This window comes from Paenibacillus sp. FSL K6-1230 (assembly GCF_038002385.1).
GTDB lineage: Bacteria > Bacillota > Bacilli > Paenibacillales > Paenibacillaceae > Paenibacillus > Paenibacillus massiliensis.
Genome location: NZ_JBBOCK010000001.1, coordinates 2,782,159 through 2,798,905 on the forward strand (window position 1 = coordinate 2,782,159; position 16,747 = coordinate 2,798,905).

Sequence of the window (16,747 nt, forward strand, 5' to 3'; positions counted from 1 at the left end):
GGCGAAGAGAGAGCTGGTAGCATCACGAAGCACACCGAGCAAAATGGCGTTATTCAAAAAAGACTTGCTTCGCAACAGGTATATCTATCTGATGCTCGTGCCAGTCATTGCTTACTATGGCATATTTCAATATGGTCCGATGTATGGCTTGCTGATGGCGTTCCAAAAAAATTATAATCTCACGCACGGGATCTGGGGAGGGACATGGGTTGGTGTTGAGAATTTCATTACCTTCTTCAACAGCTACTACTTCTGGAGACTCCTGAAGAACACGCTCATATTGAGCTTGTACAGCATTATTCTGGGGTTCCCTGCACCGATTATTCTTGCTTTGCTGCTGCATGAAGTGAGAAGCAAGATGTTCAAGCGAACTGTGCAGACCGTAAGCTATCTGCCGCATTTTATATCTGTTGTAGTCGTCGTGGGCATGATGAAGACGTTCTCGTCACTTGACGGGGGCTTGTTCAATATCGTCCGTGATATGTTCAGCTTACAGCCAATGATGTTCTTCTCGGAGCCGGATATGTTCCGACCTATGTATATTATATCGAATATATGGCAGGGGGCCGGGTGGGCATCAATTATCTTCCTCGCAGCGCTCGCCAATATTGACTCCCAGCTGTATGAAGCAGCCAAGATGGATGGAGCGGGGAGATGGAGACAGTTCCTGCATGTAACTTTGCCAGGAATTATGCCTACGATCGTTATTATGCTGATCCTACGCTTGGGAGCGGTCATGAATTCTGATCTGCAGAAGATTCTGCTGATGCAGACGGCGCCTACTTATGAGGTATCGGACGTCATATCGACCTTCGTCTATCGCTCAGGGGTACTGGAGGCCAACTATGCCTACTCGACAGCAGTGGGCCTATTTAATGGATTGGTGAATTTCCTGCTGCTCATCATTGCGAATGCCATCAGTAGGAAGGCGAACTCTACAACTCTATGGTAGAAAGGAGGAGCATGGAATGAAGCGTTCCATTGCTGAACGAATTTTTGACGGGGCGAACTATCTGATGCTGGCCATCGTTATTCTCATCTCAGTCTATCCCATGCTGTATATATTCAATGCTTCAATTAGCGATCCGAATTCATTACTGCAGAATCGTTCCTTCATGCTGTGGCCAGATGGATTCACATTCGCGGCCTATGAGCATGTGTTACAGGATTCCAAAATCTATCGCGGTTATATGAATACCCTCTTCTATGTCATTGTAGGGACCTCGTTCAATCTGCTGATGACTTCGCTGGCTGCTTATGCGTTGTCCAGACCGGATCTGATGATCCGTAAGGCACTGATGAAGATCGTTGTATTCACCATGTTCTTCAGCGGTGGCATGATCCCGACCTTCCTGCTCATTCAGAATCTGGGCTTGATCAATAGCAGGCTGGCACTGATTCTGCCCGTGGCAATCAACACCTTTTACCTGATTATTATGAAGACCAATTTTGAGAGCGTACCCAAAGAGCTCATCGAATCCGCCAAGCTGGATGGAGCGAATGATTTTACAATACTGTTCCGAATCATATTGCCGATCTCCAAGCCGATTCTGGCGGTGTTAACGCTGTATTATGCTGTTGATCATTGGAATGATTACATGGGTCCGCTGCTGTACCTGCGTAATGCAGACCTGTATCCGATCCAGATCATACTCAGAGATATTCTGCTAAGTAATAGCACCGAGGCGATGGGGCCCGGAGCGGATACGGGATATGCACTGGGCGAGAATATCAAGTATGCAACCATTATTATTTCTACCCTGCCGATTGTCATGGTGTACCCGTTCATCCAGAAATACTTTGTTCAAGGCGCTCTGCTTGGTGCTGTAAAACAATAAGAACTAACCTACATGAAGGAGGAATTCGGCTCTATGAACAAAAATGGTATGACAAAAAACAATATGAAGAAAAACCTGTCTCTGGCCTTATGTCTTGTATTCGTGTGCTCTATCTTTCTCAGTGCTTGCGCTGGACAAGAGCAGTCCAAGGAATCGCCTTCGGAAGACCTCGCTAATGTTGAAGCACTTACTTCCATCCCGTTACCGATAGTAGAGGAGCCTATGACGATTGATTACTGGCGGGCTAACGATGGCAAGCTCACGGCATCGCTACAGAATTTTGGTGAGATGGCTGCCTACAAGAAGAAGGAAGAGCTAACTGGCATCAAGGTCAATTTCATTCATCCACCGCTGGGACAGCAGAAGGATCAATTCAATCTGCTCGTTGCTACCAACGACATGCCTGACGTTATCTATTATAACTGGTCCGACGCGGTAGGCGGTCCCGGCAAGATGCTGGCAGACGGCAGGATTATCAAGCTGAATGACTATATTGACAAATATGCGCCCAATCTTAAGAAGCTGATCGAGAGTGACGAGGAGATCCGCAAGCAAATCACCATGGATGACGGGACGATCTACATGTTCCCATATATGCGTGCTGATGCGGAGAAGCTCAATGCTACAGCAGGTATGATCCTCAGAAAGGATTGGCTCGATAAGCTGAATCTGGAGGTACCTTCTACTATAGATGATTGGTACACGGTGCTTAAGGCGTTCAGGACACAGGATCCGAATGGCAATGGTCTACAGGATGAGCTTCCGTACACGGCGAATTGGGGGCCGGGCAATCTGAGCAAGCTGCATGATTTTTCTCCATCCTTTGGCGTCATTGGCGGCTTTCAGTTCAAGGATGGGAAGATAGTATACGGCCCATTAGAGCCTGAATACAAGCAATTCATAGAGACGATGGCCAAATGGTATCAGGAGGGCTTGCTCGATCCGGAAATGATGACGAATGATGGTAAAGCCTTCGACTACAAGATCACGAAGGGTCAGGCTGGTGCTTATAGCGCTGGAGTATTCAGTGGCATGGCTAAATATCTGAATTTGATGAAGTCTTCTGATCCAGACTTTAAGCTTGTGGGAGCTCCATGGCCCACAGGTACCGCAGGTAAGCCTTATATGACCTTTACACTTAATAACAAGGTCCTGACCTATGGTGCAGCCATTACGTCATCGGCCGATGAAGAGAAGATCAAGTATATCGTCCAGTGGATGGATTTCAACTATAGCCCGGAGGGGCATGATCTGTTCAACTTTGGCATAGAAGGGGAGAGCTACGTCAGAGAAGGGGACGCAATCCGCTTTACAGATGAGATCATGAACAATCCGAGTCTGACCTATGATCAGGCACTGGCCGCCTATGCCATGTCCATCATGGATGGGCCGATGAATCAGGACAGCCGTTATCTGGATGCTTTAATGACCTACGATGAGCAAAAGGAAGCGAATCAGGTCTGGATCAAGGGGGATCAATCGCTTCTGCTGCCTGTACTGCACTTCACGGAGGATGAGTCTCGACAGAACGCTTCGATCATGAATCCTATAACCACATACCTGAACGAAATGATGACCAAATTCATCATGGGTCAGACTCCGATGAGTGAGTACGATAAATTTGTGGATACCATCAAGAGTATGGGGATTGATCAGATGGTCAAAATTCATGAGGATGCTTATCAACGTTATACAGCGCGCTAATATCAATAAATGGAGCAACGAACTGCCAATCTGAATTCAAGAACTGTGCTCGTCAGCCAGACGCCACCGCGCTGGCTGACCATGCATCATCATACGAACTCACAGGAAGTTAAGCCTGACGATTTATCGTATCGCCTTCTGAAGATAATATAGCGCCGGCTCACGATGATATCTTGGAGCCGGCGCTTATTAAGTTGTTATTATACATTTTTTTATTGGATATTACATGGGCACCGTGGAGCTCCAAATGGCTGCTATTCAGCGCGTGCGTGTCCATTGCGATGAGCCGTTCGCACTATGGCATCAACGATTATTTTGTACAGTTGGCGTGGCAGGTCGTGTCCCATACCGTCAACTAACATCAGCTCGGCATCCGGGATGGAAGAAGCTGTGTCCTCACCACAGGCTGGGATGAACAGGGGATCGTCCTTCCCATGTATGACAAGTGCTGGTGCTTTTATGGTTGCCAGTCGCGGACGACGGTCACCAGAGACAGCGATCGCAGCAATTTGTCGTCCGACACTGCCTGGATCGTAGCCCCGCTGGGCCTCCTCCAGAATAAGTTCTCGATACGCGCCTTCTTCAAACGGATAGCCAGTACCGGCGATGCGTCTGGCAAAAGAGATGCTGTGTGCCAAAAATCCTGCTTCATCCTCAAATGGGCTCGGCGCCGGTCTAGTCATCATCCCCATGACATCCGGAGAAGCTTGTGGAAGGCTGGGATTACCTGAACTGGACATAATGGAAGTGATTGATAGAACCCTTTCAGGGTGTTCACTAGCTGCAATCTGGGCGATCATTCCACCCATGGACCTGCCAACAACATGTGCTCGGTCAATGGAAAGGGCGTCGAGCAGTCCGATCACGTCGTTGGACATGTCATCGAGAGTGTAGGGGATGTCCGGTCGCTGTCCCGACATGAGAGCAGTCGCTAATGCGTCAAAATCCAGTGTCTGATAATGGTTAAAGTGTGTTGAGCAGCCTACGTCACGATTGTCAAAACGGATCACCCGAAAGCCCCGCGCTGCCAATAGTTCACAAAACGGAACCGTCCAGCGGATCATCTGGGTCCCAAGCCCAGCGACCAGGATAATCGCTTCGTCATTTTCGTTACCGAAGCTATCATAGGCCAACTCAATCCCGTTAACTTTTAGAATGTTCATGGTCGTTCTCCTTTAGTAATCAGCAATATCACGAAAGCGCAGTAGGTTCAACATGACGATGCTGCCCTCAATGCCTCGTTGCATGAATCTCATGCCAGATTGTTGCGTTGGTTCGATGTAACGAATAGATTCTAACTCAGTCATAATGACTCCTTTCGCAATTGCATTTTAATTCCTTAAGCCGTCATATGCTTTCATTCATAGGTTCTCTTCAGGGAAGGCATTGGCTGCTAATCTCTTGACATGCTCTCTGATATCAGGTGCCCATTCCTCAATGAGGTGGTAAAAACGATCCGAATCACTAGCATACAGTGCCCGCAAAGCTTCTTCGTATTGATTGAAGTCCCCGGCCATAGCTGTCATAAAGTTATAGGTTGCTTCTTGTGACGCCCGGATTGAGCTCTGTTGTTCTCCAGCACGGCGAGCTTCATCAATGAGTTTGCGTAATGTAACCGATGCCCCTCCAGGTTGGCTCTTGAGCCATTCCCAATGTCGAGGCAATAATGTAACCTCACCGGATACAACACCCAGCTTCGGTCGACCAACCCGCCGTGTAGTCTGGTGATTCACGTCTGTACCGAATGGGTCACCAAACTGTTCTCCTAATCGTTCAAGCAGCTCATCCATCTTCCCACGAAAATCAACATCTATTGGCTTCCCCGTGGAATCGTCAAATATAAGCAGCTGTGTGAGTTCTTTGTCACTCAGAGTACCCTTAGCAGTACGAACAACGTGCTGTAAGGAACCACTGGCGACAATTTTTACATCCAAAAATGCTGTGCAGTAAAAGCCTGTTAGGTTATTATTCATGTTGACCTCCTTTCGGATAATTTGAATTATACCCGGGTGAAATTTAAAAATCAATATTACCCGGGTATAATTATTTTTTTCCCGTTCTTAATGTAGAGAATAATTACAAAGATACGGCCTAAGAGAAGCTCGCTGTTGCGGGCTTGACTGATAATTTACCCCATACTCAATTGAAATGATTATTCACCTGTTGCGATGCTGTGCTATAGTATATTGTAAGCGTATACAATGGTTGTAATGCTATTTGATGGTATATGATTAGAGTGGAACATAACTACAAATACGAGGTACTGTTGATGATGAGAAAAATCAGAAAGGCTCTCTCCTCCAGATTGATGCGGAATAAAGTTCTGATCATTGCCTCTCTGCTTGCTACCATTCCGGTCTTAATTATGGGGACGACTGCCTATTTCATCGCAAGCAAGAACATCATCCAGGATATAGGAGCAGCCAACCAGGAGACGATGCTACAGATTCAACAAAGAATAGACGAGAAGCTAAGCACCCTGGAAAACATGACTTTACAGAATGCAACGAATCCTACGTTCGCTCATTTTCTGTCTTTGTCGAAGCCCGGTGAGGATATTGAAGCGTTAGGGATGACGATGACGATCCTGAGCTCCATGCAGGTGCTCATTGACGATGTGAATTCCGTATATTTGTATCGTCCAGATCAACAGCTCGTGGTCTCGCCGGATTTCGGAATGCGCAGTGACCAGGTGCTGCCCGCGTATATCAAGGAAGCGGTATCGCTATCTCCGAGCAAAATCTGGCTGGATCATCGGCTGGAATCCTATACCTATAGAGATGGGTTACATCAGATCACTCTGATTCGCAAGATCGATACGCCCGATAACAGCTCAGGCGGTTATCTGATCGTCAATCTGGATGAGACTACATTATTCCGCATTTTCAACAACATGAACCTTGGAGAAAATAGAGAACTGCTGATCATTACCCCGCGTTATAACATTTTTTCGGATCAATCACAGCATCTGCTGAAGCGTCCATTGCAGGAATATAGCTTTCTTGGCAGCATTATGGACCCTTCATCATCTACGAATACTTCATCCGTACAGATTGATGGCCTTAAGATGTCACTTAATTACATTGAATCGCCCTACAATGGCTGGAAATATGTCACGATTGTTCCGTACAGCGATATTACGCAGCATCTGCAAAAAATCCAGCAGGCCACGCTAATGATCTGTCTTCTGCTTGTCGTGGTCAGTGCACTGGCGTCCGGGGTACTATCGAAGCGTTGGCTTCACGCTTTCCAATCGCTAATTGAGGTAGTGAAGAAGAAATCAGGAGGGGCTGATGGCCGAGCGGAAGAGAATGAATTTACGCTGATTCGCAGCTATTTCGAGTCACTGGAACACAACAATGATCGACTGGAGAAGCAGATCGAGGAATCGATGCCGACGCTGAGAGGCAACTTCATTCATCGCCTGTTAAACGAGCCCTTCCGGCCTGATATGATGGAGCAGGCAGCTTACTATGACGTACCTGATCGGCATCCTTATTATACGGTCGTCTGCATCGAGCTGGATAACATGCGTGGTCACACCGAGCAGGACACCAATCTGTTCCATTATGCAGTGCTAAATATCGTGAAGGAGGTTGTCCATCATCATGCAGAGGGTATGGTGGTGCAGATGCATAGCGGGCATATTGTCATGCTGTTGAATCATAAAGAGCAGAAGCGTACGCTGGACCCCAATACTGGCGTATTTCACATAGCGGAAGAGATTCGCAGTATAGCTGAGTCCTTATTGCACATCACAGTTACGCTGGGAGTCGGACATAGCTATGAAGGGCTGAGTCAGGTCAAGCGTAGCTTCCGTGAAGCTATGGAATCGCTGGATTACCAGTTGATTCAGGGAAGTGGCAAGGTGCTATACATTGGTCAGATCAAGCTGGAGGGCTCCTCCATGCATTACCCCTATGAATACGAGCAGCAGATTATTACAAGTCTCAAGTTGGGTAATCTCGGCAAAATTCAAGATTTGCTGGATAGCTTCGCACATACGTTGAAGTCAGAGGCAGTGGATTACGATCAGGTCCGTCAATCCTTTACGCAGCTGCTTGCCGTCTCCCAACGCACGATGCTGGAGCTTGACGTGAATAGCCCCCAAATTCACGGCTCCAAGCTGTACCAACGGCTGTTTGAGCTCAATACAACGGAGAAGATCGTACATTGGTTCAAGACCGAGATCTATCCTCCAATGACCGAGCATATCCAATCCAGATTGGAGCAGCGGACCCATAGTACCATTCAGCAAGCCCTGGATTATATACAGGAGCACTACGATTCTGATCTGTCTATGCCTATCGTGGCCGATTATATTGCGATGCCTGTGTCTCATTTTAGCCATGTCTTCAAGCTGGAGGTAGGGATGACATTCTCGGAGTATCTGATTGCCTACCGGATGGAGAAGGCGAGAGAGCTGCTGGAGACTACCAATGACAAGATCTCCGACATAGCTGAGAAGCTTCGATACAACAACTCGCAGAATTTCATCCGTGTGTTCAAGAAAATGAACAGTGCGACCCCTGGTGAATACCGCACCCGCTTCCATAAGGAACGGCTTGAGACGAAGAGCGGCTCGTAGGTGAGGAAGAGGGGCCATTTGGCATGTTGTGTATGGTTCTATGTGATAGTCGGTGAGTGGTAGATGGTTATAGGTGGATTCTAATGGGAAAGAGGCTCTGCGATGGAGTCCTCTTTTTATCTATATTGCTGATGGTTTATTCCCGACATGCTTCTTATTCGTCTAATCCAAACAAATCAAAGCAAGATGAGCAAAGAAATGACTTCCAAATCATGTGTTTATTTGAAATAATGGGCTTATTACATTTAGTGCAGAATTACAATAATGGAGGAGGATAACGAGATGGATATTGATAAGTGGATCATTGAAGCAGACATACCTAGCATGCAAAAAGCTATGGCGTCTGGGGAAATAAGCTCTGAAGATTTAGTACTAGCCTACATAGAAAGAATCCATAAATGGGATATGAAAATCAATTCAATTCTAGAAATCAATCCAGAGGCTGTTGAGATCGCAAGGACTTTAGATAAAGAAAGGAAAGATAATGGAGCTAGAGGGCTATTGCACGGAATCCCGATTTTGCTCAAGGATAATATTGATACACATGACAAAATGCATACCAGTGCAGGTTCAATCTCATTAGAGAATTCCATTGCGGTAGAAGATTCGGTTGTTGCTAGCAGGCTCCGTGCGGCTGGTGTTGTCTTGCTCGGTAAAACAAATATGACTGAGTGGGCTAATTTTATGTCTAATGAAATGTGGGCAGGTTATAGTTCGAGAGGCGGCTTAGTGTTGAACCCTTATGGACCAGGGGAGTTATTTGTTGGCGGTTCAAGTTCCGGTTCTGCTGCATCTGTTGCAGCGAACCTTGGAGCAGCAGCGATTGGGACGGAGACAACGGGTTCTATTATTTGCCCTTCCAGTCAAAATAGCGTTGTAGGCATCAAACCGACGATTGGACTGGTTAGCCAGTCAGGAATCATACCCATTACCTTCAGCCAAGACACGGCTGGTCCAATTGCAAGAACAGTGACAGATGCCGCAATTATTCTTGGTACTTTGGTTAATTCCGACGATTCAGACCAGCAGGAAACCGACTCTCAAGATATACATCATGGCTACCAAGACTACACTCAATTCTTGGATAGACACTTTTTGCAGCAAGCCAGAATAGGGGTTCCAAGATTTTATTATGAAGGCTTGGATGAAGAAAGAAATCGAATTGTTGAAGATGCTATAGCAGTATTGAAAAGGGAGGGGGCGACGATTGTTGATCCCGTGAGTCTGCCTTGTGAAAATACAGAATGGGATGCAAATGTTTTACGGTACGAATTTAAATATGCTCTCAACAATTATTTGGCTCGGTTACCTGAAGATGTCCCTGTTCATTCACTAACAGAAATCATTGCTTTTAATGATCAGCATGCAGAGAGAGCATTGAAATATGGACAAGGTACATTAATCTGGTCGGAAGAAACAAGTGGTACCTTGAAGGAAAAGGAATATCTACAAAGCTTGATGCAAAATACGGAGATGGCCCGAAAAAATGGAATAGATTATGCTTTGAAGGAGCACCGGCTGGATGCACTTATGTTCCTTGGAAGTGACGGGGGAGCTGATCTTGCAGCAAGAGCGGGCTATCCCATCATAACTGTTCCTGGAGGCTATGCCACAAAAGGAATTATGGCCCCAGAAGGTTATACCACCAAAGGACCGCAAGGGATATCATTTGTTGGTACAGCATTCAGTGAACCTGTGCTGATCAAAATAGCGTTTGGTTTTGAACAGGCAACTAAGCATCGCTTTCCGCCTGACTTGAGTTGAGACTTTTGCTATTTGATCTATGGCTGCTGCTGGATTTGCTGGTAGATGTGCACCAGTAGAGGCTTCTAGAGTGTTATTTGGCTAGAGGTTCGACTCTCCTCGCCTCCATATGCATAATAAAAAAAGGCGATCAATGAAGATCGCTTTTTTGCATCTGGGCATGATGAGAAAGCTACATAGGGCCTCGTACTCTTTTTTTATTGATATAAGTGGAAACTTAATGCTCAAACAAACGTCTAACTTTTCACAATACTCTGGAGGAGATGGAATACATGAAGCGTATGGTCAAAATAGGAATCGGAGGAGTCCTGCTCACGTCCATATTTAGCGCGGGGGCTTATGCCGCAACGGTAGCTCCGCAGGTTTTTGTCCATGGCAACCGCATTCAGAGCAGTGCAGCACCGAAAATCATTGATGGATCAGTCTATGTACCTCTTCGCTCCATATCAGAGGGCCTGGGGGCAGATATTCAGTGGGACAACAAGAGCAAGTCGGTATACGTCAATTCCGATGTGCAGTTCATAGCGGAAACGGGCAGTGTAACCTATGTCAACCAGCGTAACATGGCATTTAACTGGATTATGGCCTACGATGAACGAAGACGGCAGGATGTACTCGCATTAGTCGCAAGTGGATTTAAAACGGATATTTACAATGAAAGCTTTCCAGGTGGAATCTACAATATGGGCAGCATTGTCGACATGCAACCCGTGAATCGCACTGACAATACCCTAACCGTACGAATCGTGCAACGAGTTACCGCAGAAGATGATTACAAAGTCAAAGTAGAGCAATGGAAATTCACGTTTGCGGGAACGGATAAAATTCAATCGGTGATGATTGTACCGCAATCGACACAGTATCTGGATCGTTATACCCTGTTTCCGGGAACGAGCTTTGGAGAGTAATACTACATACCGACAAACTAAAATACAGGAGCATGAGCATGTCAAAATACGTTGAAATTGCTTACCCCATCTATGAAGGAATGCCTGTGTACCCAGGATTGCCAGAGGTGAAAATAGAAGCAAGAGAGAGGCTGGACAAAGGAGATGACTGGAACGGAAGTGTACTAAGCATCTACCTCCACGCCGGTACCCATGTGGATGCTCCGTGGCATCATTTGAATAACGGCAAGGGAATAGATGCTGTTCCCATTGAAGACTTTATCTACAAAAAACCACTATTCATTGATTGTCCGCTTGGCCCGAATGGCTTCATCACCATCGACAAGCTGAAGGAATATGAAGACTTGTACGAAGCCGATATATTGTTATTCAATACGGGTCATTGGAAATACCGGGACACGGATTTCGAGAAATACGCTAATGATTTTCCAGCTGTATCTCCAGAGGCTGCCGAATTCATCCGTAAGGAGCTACCACAATGCAAGGCCGTAGCCATTGATACCTTAAGCATCGAGAATCTGACCGAAGCCAAAAGTAACGGGTATTTTGTGCACCATGCATTCTTGGATCATGAAAAGTATGCAGAGCGGACCATGCTAATCTATGAGGATATTAATCCAGCTCCTTTAATCGGGAAAAAGCTCATTTCTGCCTTTACCGCACCACTTCGCATCAAAAATCACGATGCATCTGTTGTTAATATCATCGTTGAGATTGAAGAGTAGTTCAAAAGCTGTAAGCTTCGCCATCATCAGGTACTAGCAGCTTCGCCTCGATGCCATGATCTGCCGCAAATGCTCTGAGTTCTTCTCTGGACAGAGTCCAGTGGTTAACTGCCTCCATATGGACAGAGATGATCGTGGCATCGGGCGCTGCTTCATGCACCTCGTGAATATCCTCCTTACCCATCACCAGAGAGCCGCCCTGCAGAAATTGGTTGTCCCCGCCATTGACGACAATAATCTCAGGGGCATAAGTATCAATCGCTTCCTGTACATACGGATTCCAGACCGTGTCTCCGGCTACATAGAGCGTCTTCTCGGTAGGATGCTGCAGGACAACTCCGCACACGCTGCCCGTGAATTTCAGGATGTCACCTCTACCATGCTCACCATGGGTTTTAGAAATACGAATATCTCCCAGGAACGTATCCTTGCTAAGCACCTCAAGGTTGTGAAAGCCCGCCTTGCCAACCTCGACAGCGTCTGCATCATTTTGCACGAAAAGCTTGATGTCCTTTGGTAGAGCCTTTATGGCGGCTTCGTCATAATGGTCAAGATGCAGGTGGGTGAGGATCACCGCGTCAACATCTATAATTTGCTCAAGTGGTAAAGGCAAGCCGACCAGCGGATTGTTCTGATCCTGCCGTAGAGAGTTGGGAAATGGTGGATACGCGCCTTGTTCAGCCAGAAAGGGATCGACTAGAAAGCGAGTGCCTGCAAATTCTATGATAAGAGTAGCATTTCTTACGAGTGTTATTTTCATATGGAGCTCTCCTTTTGTTTGATAGCTCCAGTGTACAGGATGGACAGTGCGTAGTTACATGGATAAAATCAAGTCATTGCAGGCTTTTACTTGATTATTGAAAATCATGCTGTGATCTCGACGTCATGTGGTCGCAGTTGAATGCTGCATCGTAGTATGATAGCTAGCTGAAGACTAAGGGCTTGGCAGATTAGGAAGGATGAAGTGGAATGCTGGATCAGACAGACATGCGGATTTTGGAGGAGCTCTCCGGGAATAGCCGCATTACGATGAAGGAACTAGGGGAGAAGGTCCACCTTACAGGCCAAGCCGCGGCGGCAAGAGTAGCGAAGCTGGAGGATCAGGGTGTCATTGAGGGCTATACGATCAAGGTAAATCAGGGGAAGCTGGGATGTCACATCCATGCTATGATCACGATTTTTACGAAAAGTCCCCACCACCAGCCTTATTTAGCCTTTCTGGAGGGGTACCCGCAGCATGTGATTCGGAACTACAAAATTAGTGGGGAAGGCTGTTATTTGCTGGAGTGTCGGTTCCCTTCGAACGAGGTGCTGGATCAATTTCTGACGGAGCTGAACCAGCATGCAAATTATAGACTGTCCATAATTATAAAGAGTTAGGGGAGTGGGAAAAAGGGTGGGGCGTGTCGCACAAGTGCAAGCCGGATTCGATCGAACCTGGCTTGCAGCTTTCATGTAATTTACCTCAAGGCGTCGTCAAATGCGCGTTCTATGCGTCCAATGTCCTCCGAAACCGCGAACAAAATGAACGGGGCCTTCGATTTCAGCACATGTTTTTCGATCAGAGCATACTCTTCAGGGCGATAGTCTTTGAATTTGACTGTCTGCGCCTCGACCCTCTGCCGTATTTGATCCATAACGGCTTCGATCTCACTGGCATCCTTGACCTTGATGATGGCAAGTTCGTCGGCCTTTACGTTTGATACAGCAGTATATAGGACGAAATCATCCACATCGCTTACCTCGATATGATATATCCTTCGCAGCTTCTCGCTATCTCCTCGTTGCATCTCATTTAAATTTACCGCTTGCATTATGCCTTCGCCTAGTTTGGCTGCCGTTAATGATTCGTGAACCCCAGAACGACCGGAACATCCAGTCAAGATCCCGAACGCGATAGCAATAGCAAGCACAACTAACCTTTGGTTCTTCATGGTATTTCCTCCATTAAGTTCAGAATGGACGGATCTTCGAAAAAGGTAGTGACATTGTACAGTATCAGCATGTCTTGGTATTGGCGTTCATGCACGAGCCTCAGCACGGATTCGTCGTAATACCGAAGATCGACGATGTCGATCTCGCCAAAGTGTTCTGTTAAGAAGGGAACCAGGCTATTGGCATACGAATCCTTGATCACCAGCAGCTTTTTGTCTGTAGGATTGTCCGTCACAATTCGAATCAGGGCATGATTGCCGTTTAGAAAAATAGCGTACTTGTCCTTCTTGCGAAGGTGGTCCAGCTCGTACATAGAATCCGACACAAGGCCCTCGTTCACATATGATACCTTAATGCTGCTCTTCTTTTTCGGCAAATAAAGATGAATTCGGTCAGGCTGCAGATGGCGAAATCCGCTTGTCGAATAAAGAGTGCCGTAGAACTCGTCTGACGCTTGGTGAATGTCGAATGCATCTGTGCTTTGCGGAACGATCCCCATCTGACTGCCAAGCTCGCGATAGGCATAATAAGCACCTTCAGTTGTCCAGTGATGATCGGTTCTATAAAAAATCGGTTGTTCTCGCTGGGCATACAGCGCTGGATAAATATCGACAAAGCGAATATCTTGCGGCAGCAACTGGCGAATTCGCTCCAGATCAGCTCGTTCGTCACCAACAGGAGCGTGAGCTGGCAATTTGACCGAAAGCAGCGCGACTGCGGTTGGCGCGAGCATCACATACTTGTTAAGACCGGGCGTGGCTTGGTCGAGCATCTGAATCGCCTGGGCTCTGTTCTCCAAGTCCGCTGCTGACGGTGAAGTGTATTGCTTGAAGAGATAACCGTCCTTGCCCAGGAAGACTCCGTTACTTTCCCGCTTGCCCAAGGCACGGTCCACATCAGTCTTCATACGGATCCAGGCGTCCCGGAAGACGAATTGATCTGACGTATACCGCTCATAATCTGAAATGAATTGTCCGTTTAGGAACGAATGCAGCGAAAAGCCAGGACGCTGCCCCAACACACGATTTTCTGAATCTGAGAAGTCCCTGTCGGGCGTTACACCATTAGCTAGAGCCATCATGCCGATATATGATAACAGCAGCAAGCCAGTAAGGAACTTCTGTTTCGTAATGCGTTTCGTAATGCGTCTCATAACTGTTATCTCTCCCTGTCAAAACCGAAAATATAAGAAGGGATTATATGTCTCGGCAACAAGATAAGCTGTCGACAGCAGCAACATGGCGAAATATAGAGCTGTATTGACTAATGCACCTCCCAAGTGCCATTTGCGCTTAAAGCGCAGGAGCCATTTGCGCGGAAGCGGCGTAGCACACAACACCGACAGTACAAGTAAGATGCCATACGTTGACAAGTCGTACAGTGCTTGATCGTCTACCCAGCCATTGGCGGAGAAGGCGAGCATGGTTTCAATAAACGTTATAGCAGAAGTCAAATGGTCGAATTCGAACCACACCCAACCTATAATGACGGCCAGAAGCAAGTAGAGATGGGTTGCTGGACGAGGCCAATATTGAAGCCATTTCAAAAGAAACATCTTTTCCATCGTCACGAGCACCCCGAAATATAAGCCCCAGATGACAAAATTCCAACTGGCCCCATGCCACAAGCCGGTGAGGAACCAGACGATCAGCAAATTTCGAAGCTGTTTGCTGAAGCCCGTCCGGTTGCCCCCAAGCGGAAAATACACATATTCTCTGAACCAAGTCCCTAGCGAAATATGCCATCGTCGCCAGAACTCCGTTACACTTCTGGAGGTGTAAGGATAATTAAAATTCAGCTTGAACTCGAAGCCGAGCATCTTGGCCAGCCCCCGTGCCATGTCCGAATAGCCGCTGAAATCGAAGTAAATCTGGAATGTGAACGCGATGATGCCGAGCCAGGCAGACAACACAGTCACGTCCGCTGTGGGAGCTGTTTTCACGCTTGTCCACAGCATCCACAGATTATTGGCGAGCAGCACTTTCTTGGCCAAACCTCGAATGAACAATTCCGCACCTTTCCCGAAACGGTTAAGTGTCATGCTACGCGAGGTCAGTTGCCGGGAAACGTCTCCGTATTTGATGATCGGGCCGGCTACGAGTTGCGGAAACATCGTTACATAGGTGCCGAAAGCAATGATGTTTCGCTGCACCGTTGTCTTACCAAAGTAGACGTCCAACACATACGACATGGTTTGAAATGTGTAGAAGGAAATGCCTATTGGCAGTGGCAAATCGGCAACCTGTAGTTGAAGGTGGATCAGTTGGTTCAGAGTTTCCGCAAAGAAACCAGCATATTTATAGAAGCAAAGAATAGCCAAATTGCCAAAGAGAGAGCCGATGAAGATCGATTTTGCCATCACCTTCCGGTGCCTGAACTTATCGATCAGGAGACCGTTGGCATAATCGAAGAAGGTGGAGAAAAGCATCAGCAAGATATAGAGTGGTTCACCCCAGGCGTAGAAGACGAGGCTAGCGGTGAACAGAACGACATTCCGCAGCTTGGTGGGCGAGACGTAATAAGCGAGCAGAGCGGCGGGCAAAAATTGAAATAGAAAAATTAGGCTGCTGAATACCAATGATCGTTACCTCCAAAGTTATTGTAGAGGCTCATCGGTCATTCCGAACGGTTGCCAAGTAATCAAGCAGGATTGGGTAGAACGCCGCTTGGAAATGAATACCATCCGTGTCGTACAGATCTGCATGCTCAGTAACGAGGGAAGTTAAATCGACATATTCAACCTGTTTTTGATCGGCGAGCGTTTCAAGACCAGCATTGTATTCTTGAATATTTCCGTAGCGTGGCTCCTTCTTCTCAGCGTCAGCGTTCACAGGGGTGACAGACAATAGCGTAATCTTCGCCTTCGGAAGCCTTGCTTTGATGTTGTCTATCAACTTAGCATAATGTGAGAGAGAGTATTCCATAGGATCGTCTGTCGGCCACAGAATATCGTCTGAGCCTAACTGTATGAAGACGCGTTCGGGCTTTCGTTCGACCAGCCTGTCGACATCATCTTCCATCAGCGTGAATTCAGCCGTCTTGCCAGCACCAGCCAGCACGTTCCCTTCATCTAATACGTCGTGATATGCCAAGCCTTCCGTAATCGAATCTCCCAGAAACACACTTGCCTGATACAACTCTTTGTACGACGGTGACTGCGACGTTGCCACGGGTTCCGAAGACGTGGGAGCGAGATCATCTCTATTCCCACTTTGATTTCCGCACGCTACAAGCACTAAGACTCCCAACCCGATCAGCAGCATGGACAACCTTTTATATTTCATC

General features: G+C 47.0%; 17 protein-coding genes. 9 read left to right on the top strand and 8 right to left on the bottom strand.

What is annotated here, in order from left to right:
• Positions 1-43 precede the first annotated feature (43 nt).
• The 3 genes from MKX74_RS12300 to MKX74_RS12310 are packed head-to-tail and all read left to right on the top strand — an operon-like array spanning position 44 to position 3,542.
• On the top strand, positions 44-952 hold the full coding sequence (locus MKX74_RS12300) for an ABC transporter permease (RefSeq protein ID WP_231505439.1): 909 nt from the start codon (positions 44-46) through the stop codon (positions 950-952).
• 16 nt (positions 953-968) lie between these two features.
• Positions 969-1,838: a carbohydrate ABC transporter permease gene (locus MKX74_RS12305; RefSeq protein WP_341178555.1), complete on the top strand. Its 870-nt coding sequence runs from the start codon at positions 969-971 to the stop codon at positions 1,836-1,838.
• Positions 1,839-1,871: 33 nt separating this feature from the next.
• Positions 1,872-3,542 (top strand): ABC transporter substrate-binding protein, encoded by a 1,671-nt coding sequence (locus MKX74_RS12310; protein ID WP_341178556.1) that lies wholly within the window; start codon positions 1,872-1,874, stop codon positions 3,540-3,542.
• 254 nt (positions 3,543-3,796) lie between these two features.
• On the opposite strand, the gene MKX74_RS12315 is transcribed toward MKX74_RS12310, so the two are convergent.
• Genes MKX74_RS12315 through MKX74_RS12325 form a run of 3 tightly spaced genes read right to left on the bottom strand, consistent with a single transcriptional unit; the run spans position 3,797 to position 5,515 of the window.
• Entirely contained in the window at positions 3,797-4,705 is a 909-nt protein-coding gene (locus MKX74_RS12315; RefSeq protein WP_341178557.1) for an alpha/beta fold hydrolase, read from the bottom strand.
• A gap of 12 nt (positions 4,706-4,717) precedes the next feature.
• Entirely contained in the window at positions 4,718-4,849 is a 132-nt protein-coding gene (locus tag MKX74_RS12320) for a hypothetical protein (RefSeq protein WP_341178558.1), read from the bottom strand.
• A gap of 54 nt (positions 4,850-4,903) precedes the next feature.
• Positions 4,904-5,515: a DUF2239 family protein gene (locus MKX74_RS12325; protein ID WP_341178559.1), complete on the bottom strand. Its 612-nt coding sequence runs from the start codon at positions 5,513-5,515 to the stop codon at positions 4,904-4,906.
• 296 nt (positions 5,516-5,811) lie between these two features.
• On the opposite strand from MKX74_RS12325, the gene MKX74_RS12330 reads away from it, so the two are divergent.
• The 4 genes from MKX74_RS12330 to MKX74_RS12345 all read left to right on the top strand — a co-directional run bounded on the left by MKX74_RS12330 (position 5,812) and on the right by MKX74_RS12345 (position 11,527).
• Positions 5,812-8,130: a helix-turn-helix domain-containing protein gene (locus MKX74_RS12330; RefSeq protein WP_341178560.1), complete on the top strand. Its 2,319-nt coding sequence runs from the start codon at positions 5,812-5,814 to the stop codon at positions 8,128-8,130.
• Between the two features lie 282 nt (positions 8,131-8,412).
• Positions 8,413-9,894 (top strand): amidase family protein, encoded by a 1,482-nt coding sequence (locus tag MKX74_RS12335; RefSeq protein WP_341178561.1) that lies wholly within the window; start codon positions 8,413-8,415, stop codon positions 9,892-9,894.
• Between the two features lie 272 nt (positions 9,895-10,166).
• Positions 10,167-10,802 (top strand): copper amine oxidase N-terminal domain-containing protein, encoded by a 636-nt coding sequence (locus MKX74_RS12340; RefSeq protein WP_341178562.1) that lies wholly within the window; start codon positions 10,167-10,169, stop codon positions 10,800-10,802.
• Positions 10,803-10,840: 38 nt separating this feature from the next.
• Complete coding sequence (locus MKX74_RS12345) at positions 10,841-11,527, top strand: cyclase family protein (RefSeq protein ID WP_341178563.1); 687 nt, start codon at positions 10,841-10,843, stop codon at positions 11,525-11,527.
• Between the two features lies 1 nt (position 11,528).
• Here the strand turns inward: MKX74_RS12345 and MKX74_RS12350 are convergent, their stop codons facing one another.
• On the bottom strand, positions 11,529-12,287 hold the full coding sequence (locus MKX74_RS12350) for an MBL fold metallo-hydrolase (protein WP_341178564.1): 759 nt from the start codon (positions 12,285-12,287) through the stop codon (positions 11,529-11,531).
• Positions 12,288-12,496: 209 nt separating this feature from the next.
• Here MKX74_RS12350 and MKX74_RS12355 point away from each other — a divergent pair, with 209 nt between their 5' ends.
• Positions 12,497-12,907, top strand: a complete 411-nt coding sequence (locus MKX74_RS12355; RefSeq protein ID WP_018882903.1) for an Lrp/AsnC family transcriptional regulator — start codon at positions 12,497-12,499, stop codon at positions 12,905-12,907.
• An 80-nt stretch (positions 12,908-12,987) separates the two neighbouring features.
• Here the strand turns inward: MKX74_RS12355 and MKX74_RS12360 are convergent, their stop codons facing one another.
• Genes MKX74_RS12360 through MKX74_RS12370 form a run of 3 tightly spaced genes read right to left on the bottom strand, consistent with a single transcriptional unit; the run spans position 12,988 to position 15,821 of the window.
• Complete coding sequence (locus MKX74_RS12360) at positions 12,988-13,461, bottom strand: DUF4358 domain-containing protein (RefSeq protein WP_018882902.1); 474 nt, start codon at positions 13,459-13,461, stop codon at positions 12,988-12,990.
• Positions 13,458-14,615 carry a DHHW family protein gene (locus tag MKX74_RS12365; protein WP_341178565.1) on the bottom strand — a complete coding sequence of 386 codons (1,158 nt, stop codon included), beginning with the start codon at positions 14,613-14,615 and terminating at the stop codon, positions 13,458-13,460. The genes MKX74_RS12360 and MKX74_RS12365 overlap by 4 nt, the downstream gene beginning before the upstream one ends.
• 18 nt (positions 14,616-14,633) lie before the next feature.
• The gene (locus MKX74_RS12370) at positions 14,634-15,821 is read right to left on the bottom strand and encodes an MBOAT family O-acyltransferase (protein WP_341178566.1); all 1,188 of its coding nucleotides are present in this window, start codon (positions 15,819-15,821) and stop codon (positions 14,634-14,636) included.
• Positions 15,822-15,830: 9 nt separating this feature from the next.
• Here MKX74_RS12370 and MKX74_RS12375 point away from each other — a divergent pair, with 9 nt between their 5' ends.
• A complete protein-coding gene (locus MKX74_RS12375; protein ID WP_341178567.1) occupies positions 15,831-16,016 on the top strand; it encodes a hypothetical protein in 186 nt (61 codons plus the stop codon).
• 55 nt (positions 16,017-16,071) lie between these two features.
• Here MKX74_RS12375 and MKX74_RS12380 read toward each other — a convergent pair whose 3' ends face one another.
• Entirely contained in the window at positions 16,072-16,746 is a 675-nt protein-coding gene (locus MKX74_RS12380) for a GDSL-type esterase/lipase family protein (protein ID WP_018882899.1), read from the bottom strand.
• Position 16,747 lies beyond the last annotated feature (1 nt).

Bases quoted from the DNA above. Each gene is read 5' to 3' on its own strand.
- MKX74_RS12300 (WP_231505439.1), top strand. From the start codon at position 44: ATGGCGTTATTCAAAAAAGACTTGCTTCGCAACAGGTATATCTATCTG.
- MKX74_RS12305 (WP_341178555.1), top strand. From the start codon at position 969: ATGAAGCGTTCCATTGCTGAACGAATTTTTGACGGGGCGAACTATCTG.
- MKX74_RS12310 (WP_341178556.1), top strand. From the start codon at position 1,872: ATGAACAAAAATGGTATGACAAAAAACAATATGAAGAAAAACCTGTCT.
- MKX74_RS12315 (WP_341178557.1), bottom strand. From the start codon at position 4,705: ATGAACATTCTAAAAGTTAACGGGATTGAGTTGGCCTATGATAGCTTC.
- MKX74_RS12320 (WP_341178558.1), bottom strand. From the start codon at position 4,849: ATGACTGAGTTAGAATCTATTCGTTACATCGAACCAACGCAACAATCT.
- MKX74_RS12325 (WP_341178559.1), bottom strand. From the start codon at position 5,515: ATGAATAATAACCTAACAGGCTTTTACTGCACAGCATTTTTGGATGTA.
- MKX74_RS12330 (WP_341178560.1), top strand. From the start codon at position 5,812: ATGATGAGAAAAATCAGAAAGGCTCTCTCCTCCAGATTGATGCGGAAT.
- MKX74_RS12335 (WP_341178561.1), top strand. From the start codon at position 8,413: ATGGATATTGATAAGTGGATCATTGAAGCAGACATACCTAGCATGCAA.
- MKX74_RS12340 (WP_341178562.1), top strand. From the start codon at position 10,167: ATGAAGCGTATGGTCAAAATAGGAATCGGAGGAGTCCTGCTCACGTCC.
- MKX74_RS12345 (WP_341178563.1), top strand. From the start codon at position 10,841: ATGTCAAAATACGTTGAAATTGCTTACCCCATCTATGAAGGAATGCCT.
- MKX74_RS12350 (WP_341178564.1), bottom strand. From the start codon at position 12,287: ATGAAAATAACACTCGTAAGAAATGCTACTCTTATCATAGAATTTGCA.
- MKX74_RS12355 (WP_018882903.1), top strand. From the start codon at position 12,497: ATGCTGGATCAGACAGACATGCGGATTTTGGAGGAGCTCTCCGGGAAT.
- MKX74_RS12360 (WP_018882902.1), bottom strand. From the start codon at position 13,461: ATGAAGAACCAAAGGTTAGTTGTGCTTGCTATTGCTATCGCGTTCGGG.
- MKX74_RS12365 (WP_341178565.1), bottom strand. From the start codon at position 14,615: ATGAGACGCATTACGAAACGCATTACGAAACAGAAGTTCCTTACTGGC.
- MKX74_RS12370 (WP_341178566.1), bottom strand. From the start codon at position 15,821: ATGGCAAAATCGATCTTCATCGGCTCTCTCTTTGGCAATTTGGCTATT.
- MKX74_RS12380 (WP_018882899.1), bottom strand. From the start codon at position 16,746: ATGAAATATAAAAGGTTGTCCATGCTGCTGATCGGGTTGGGAGTCTTA.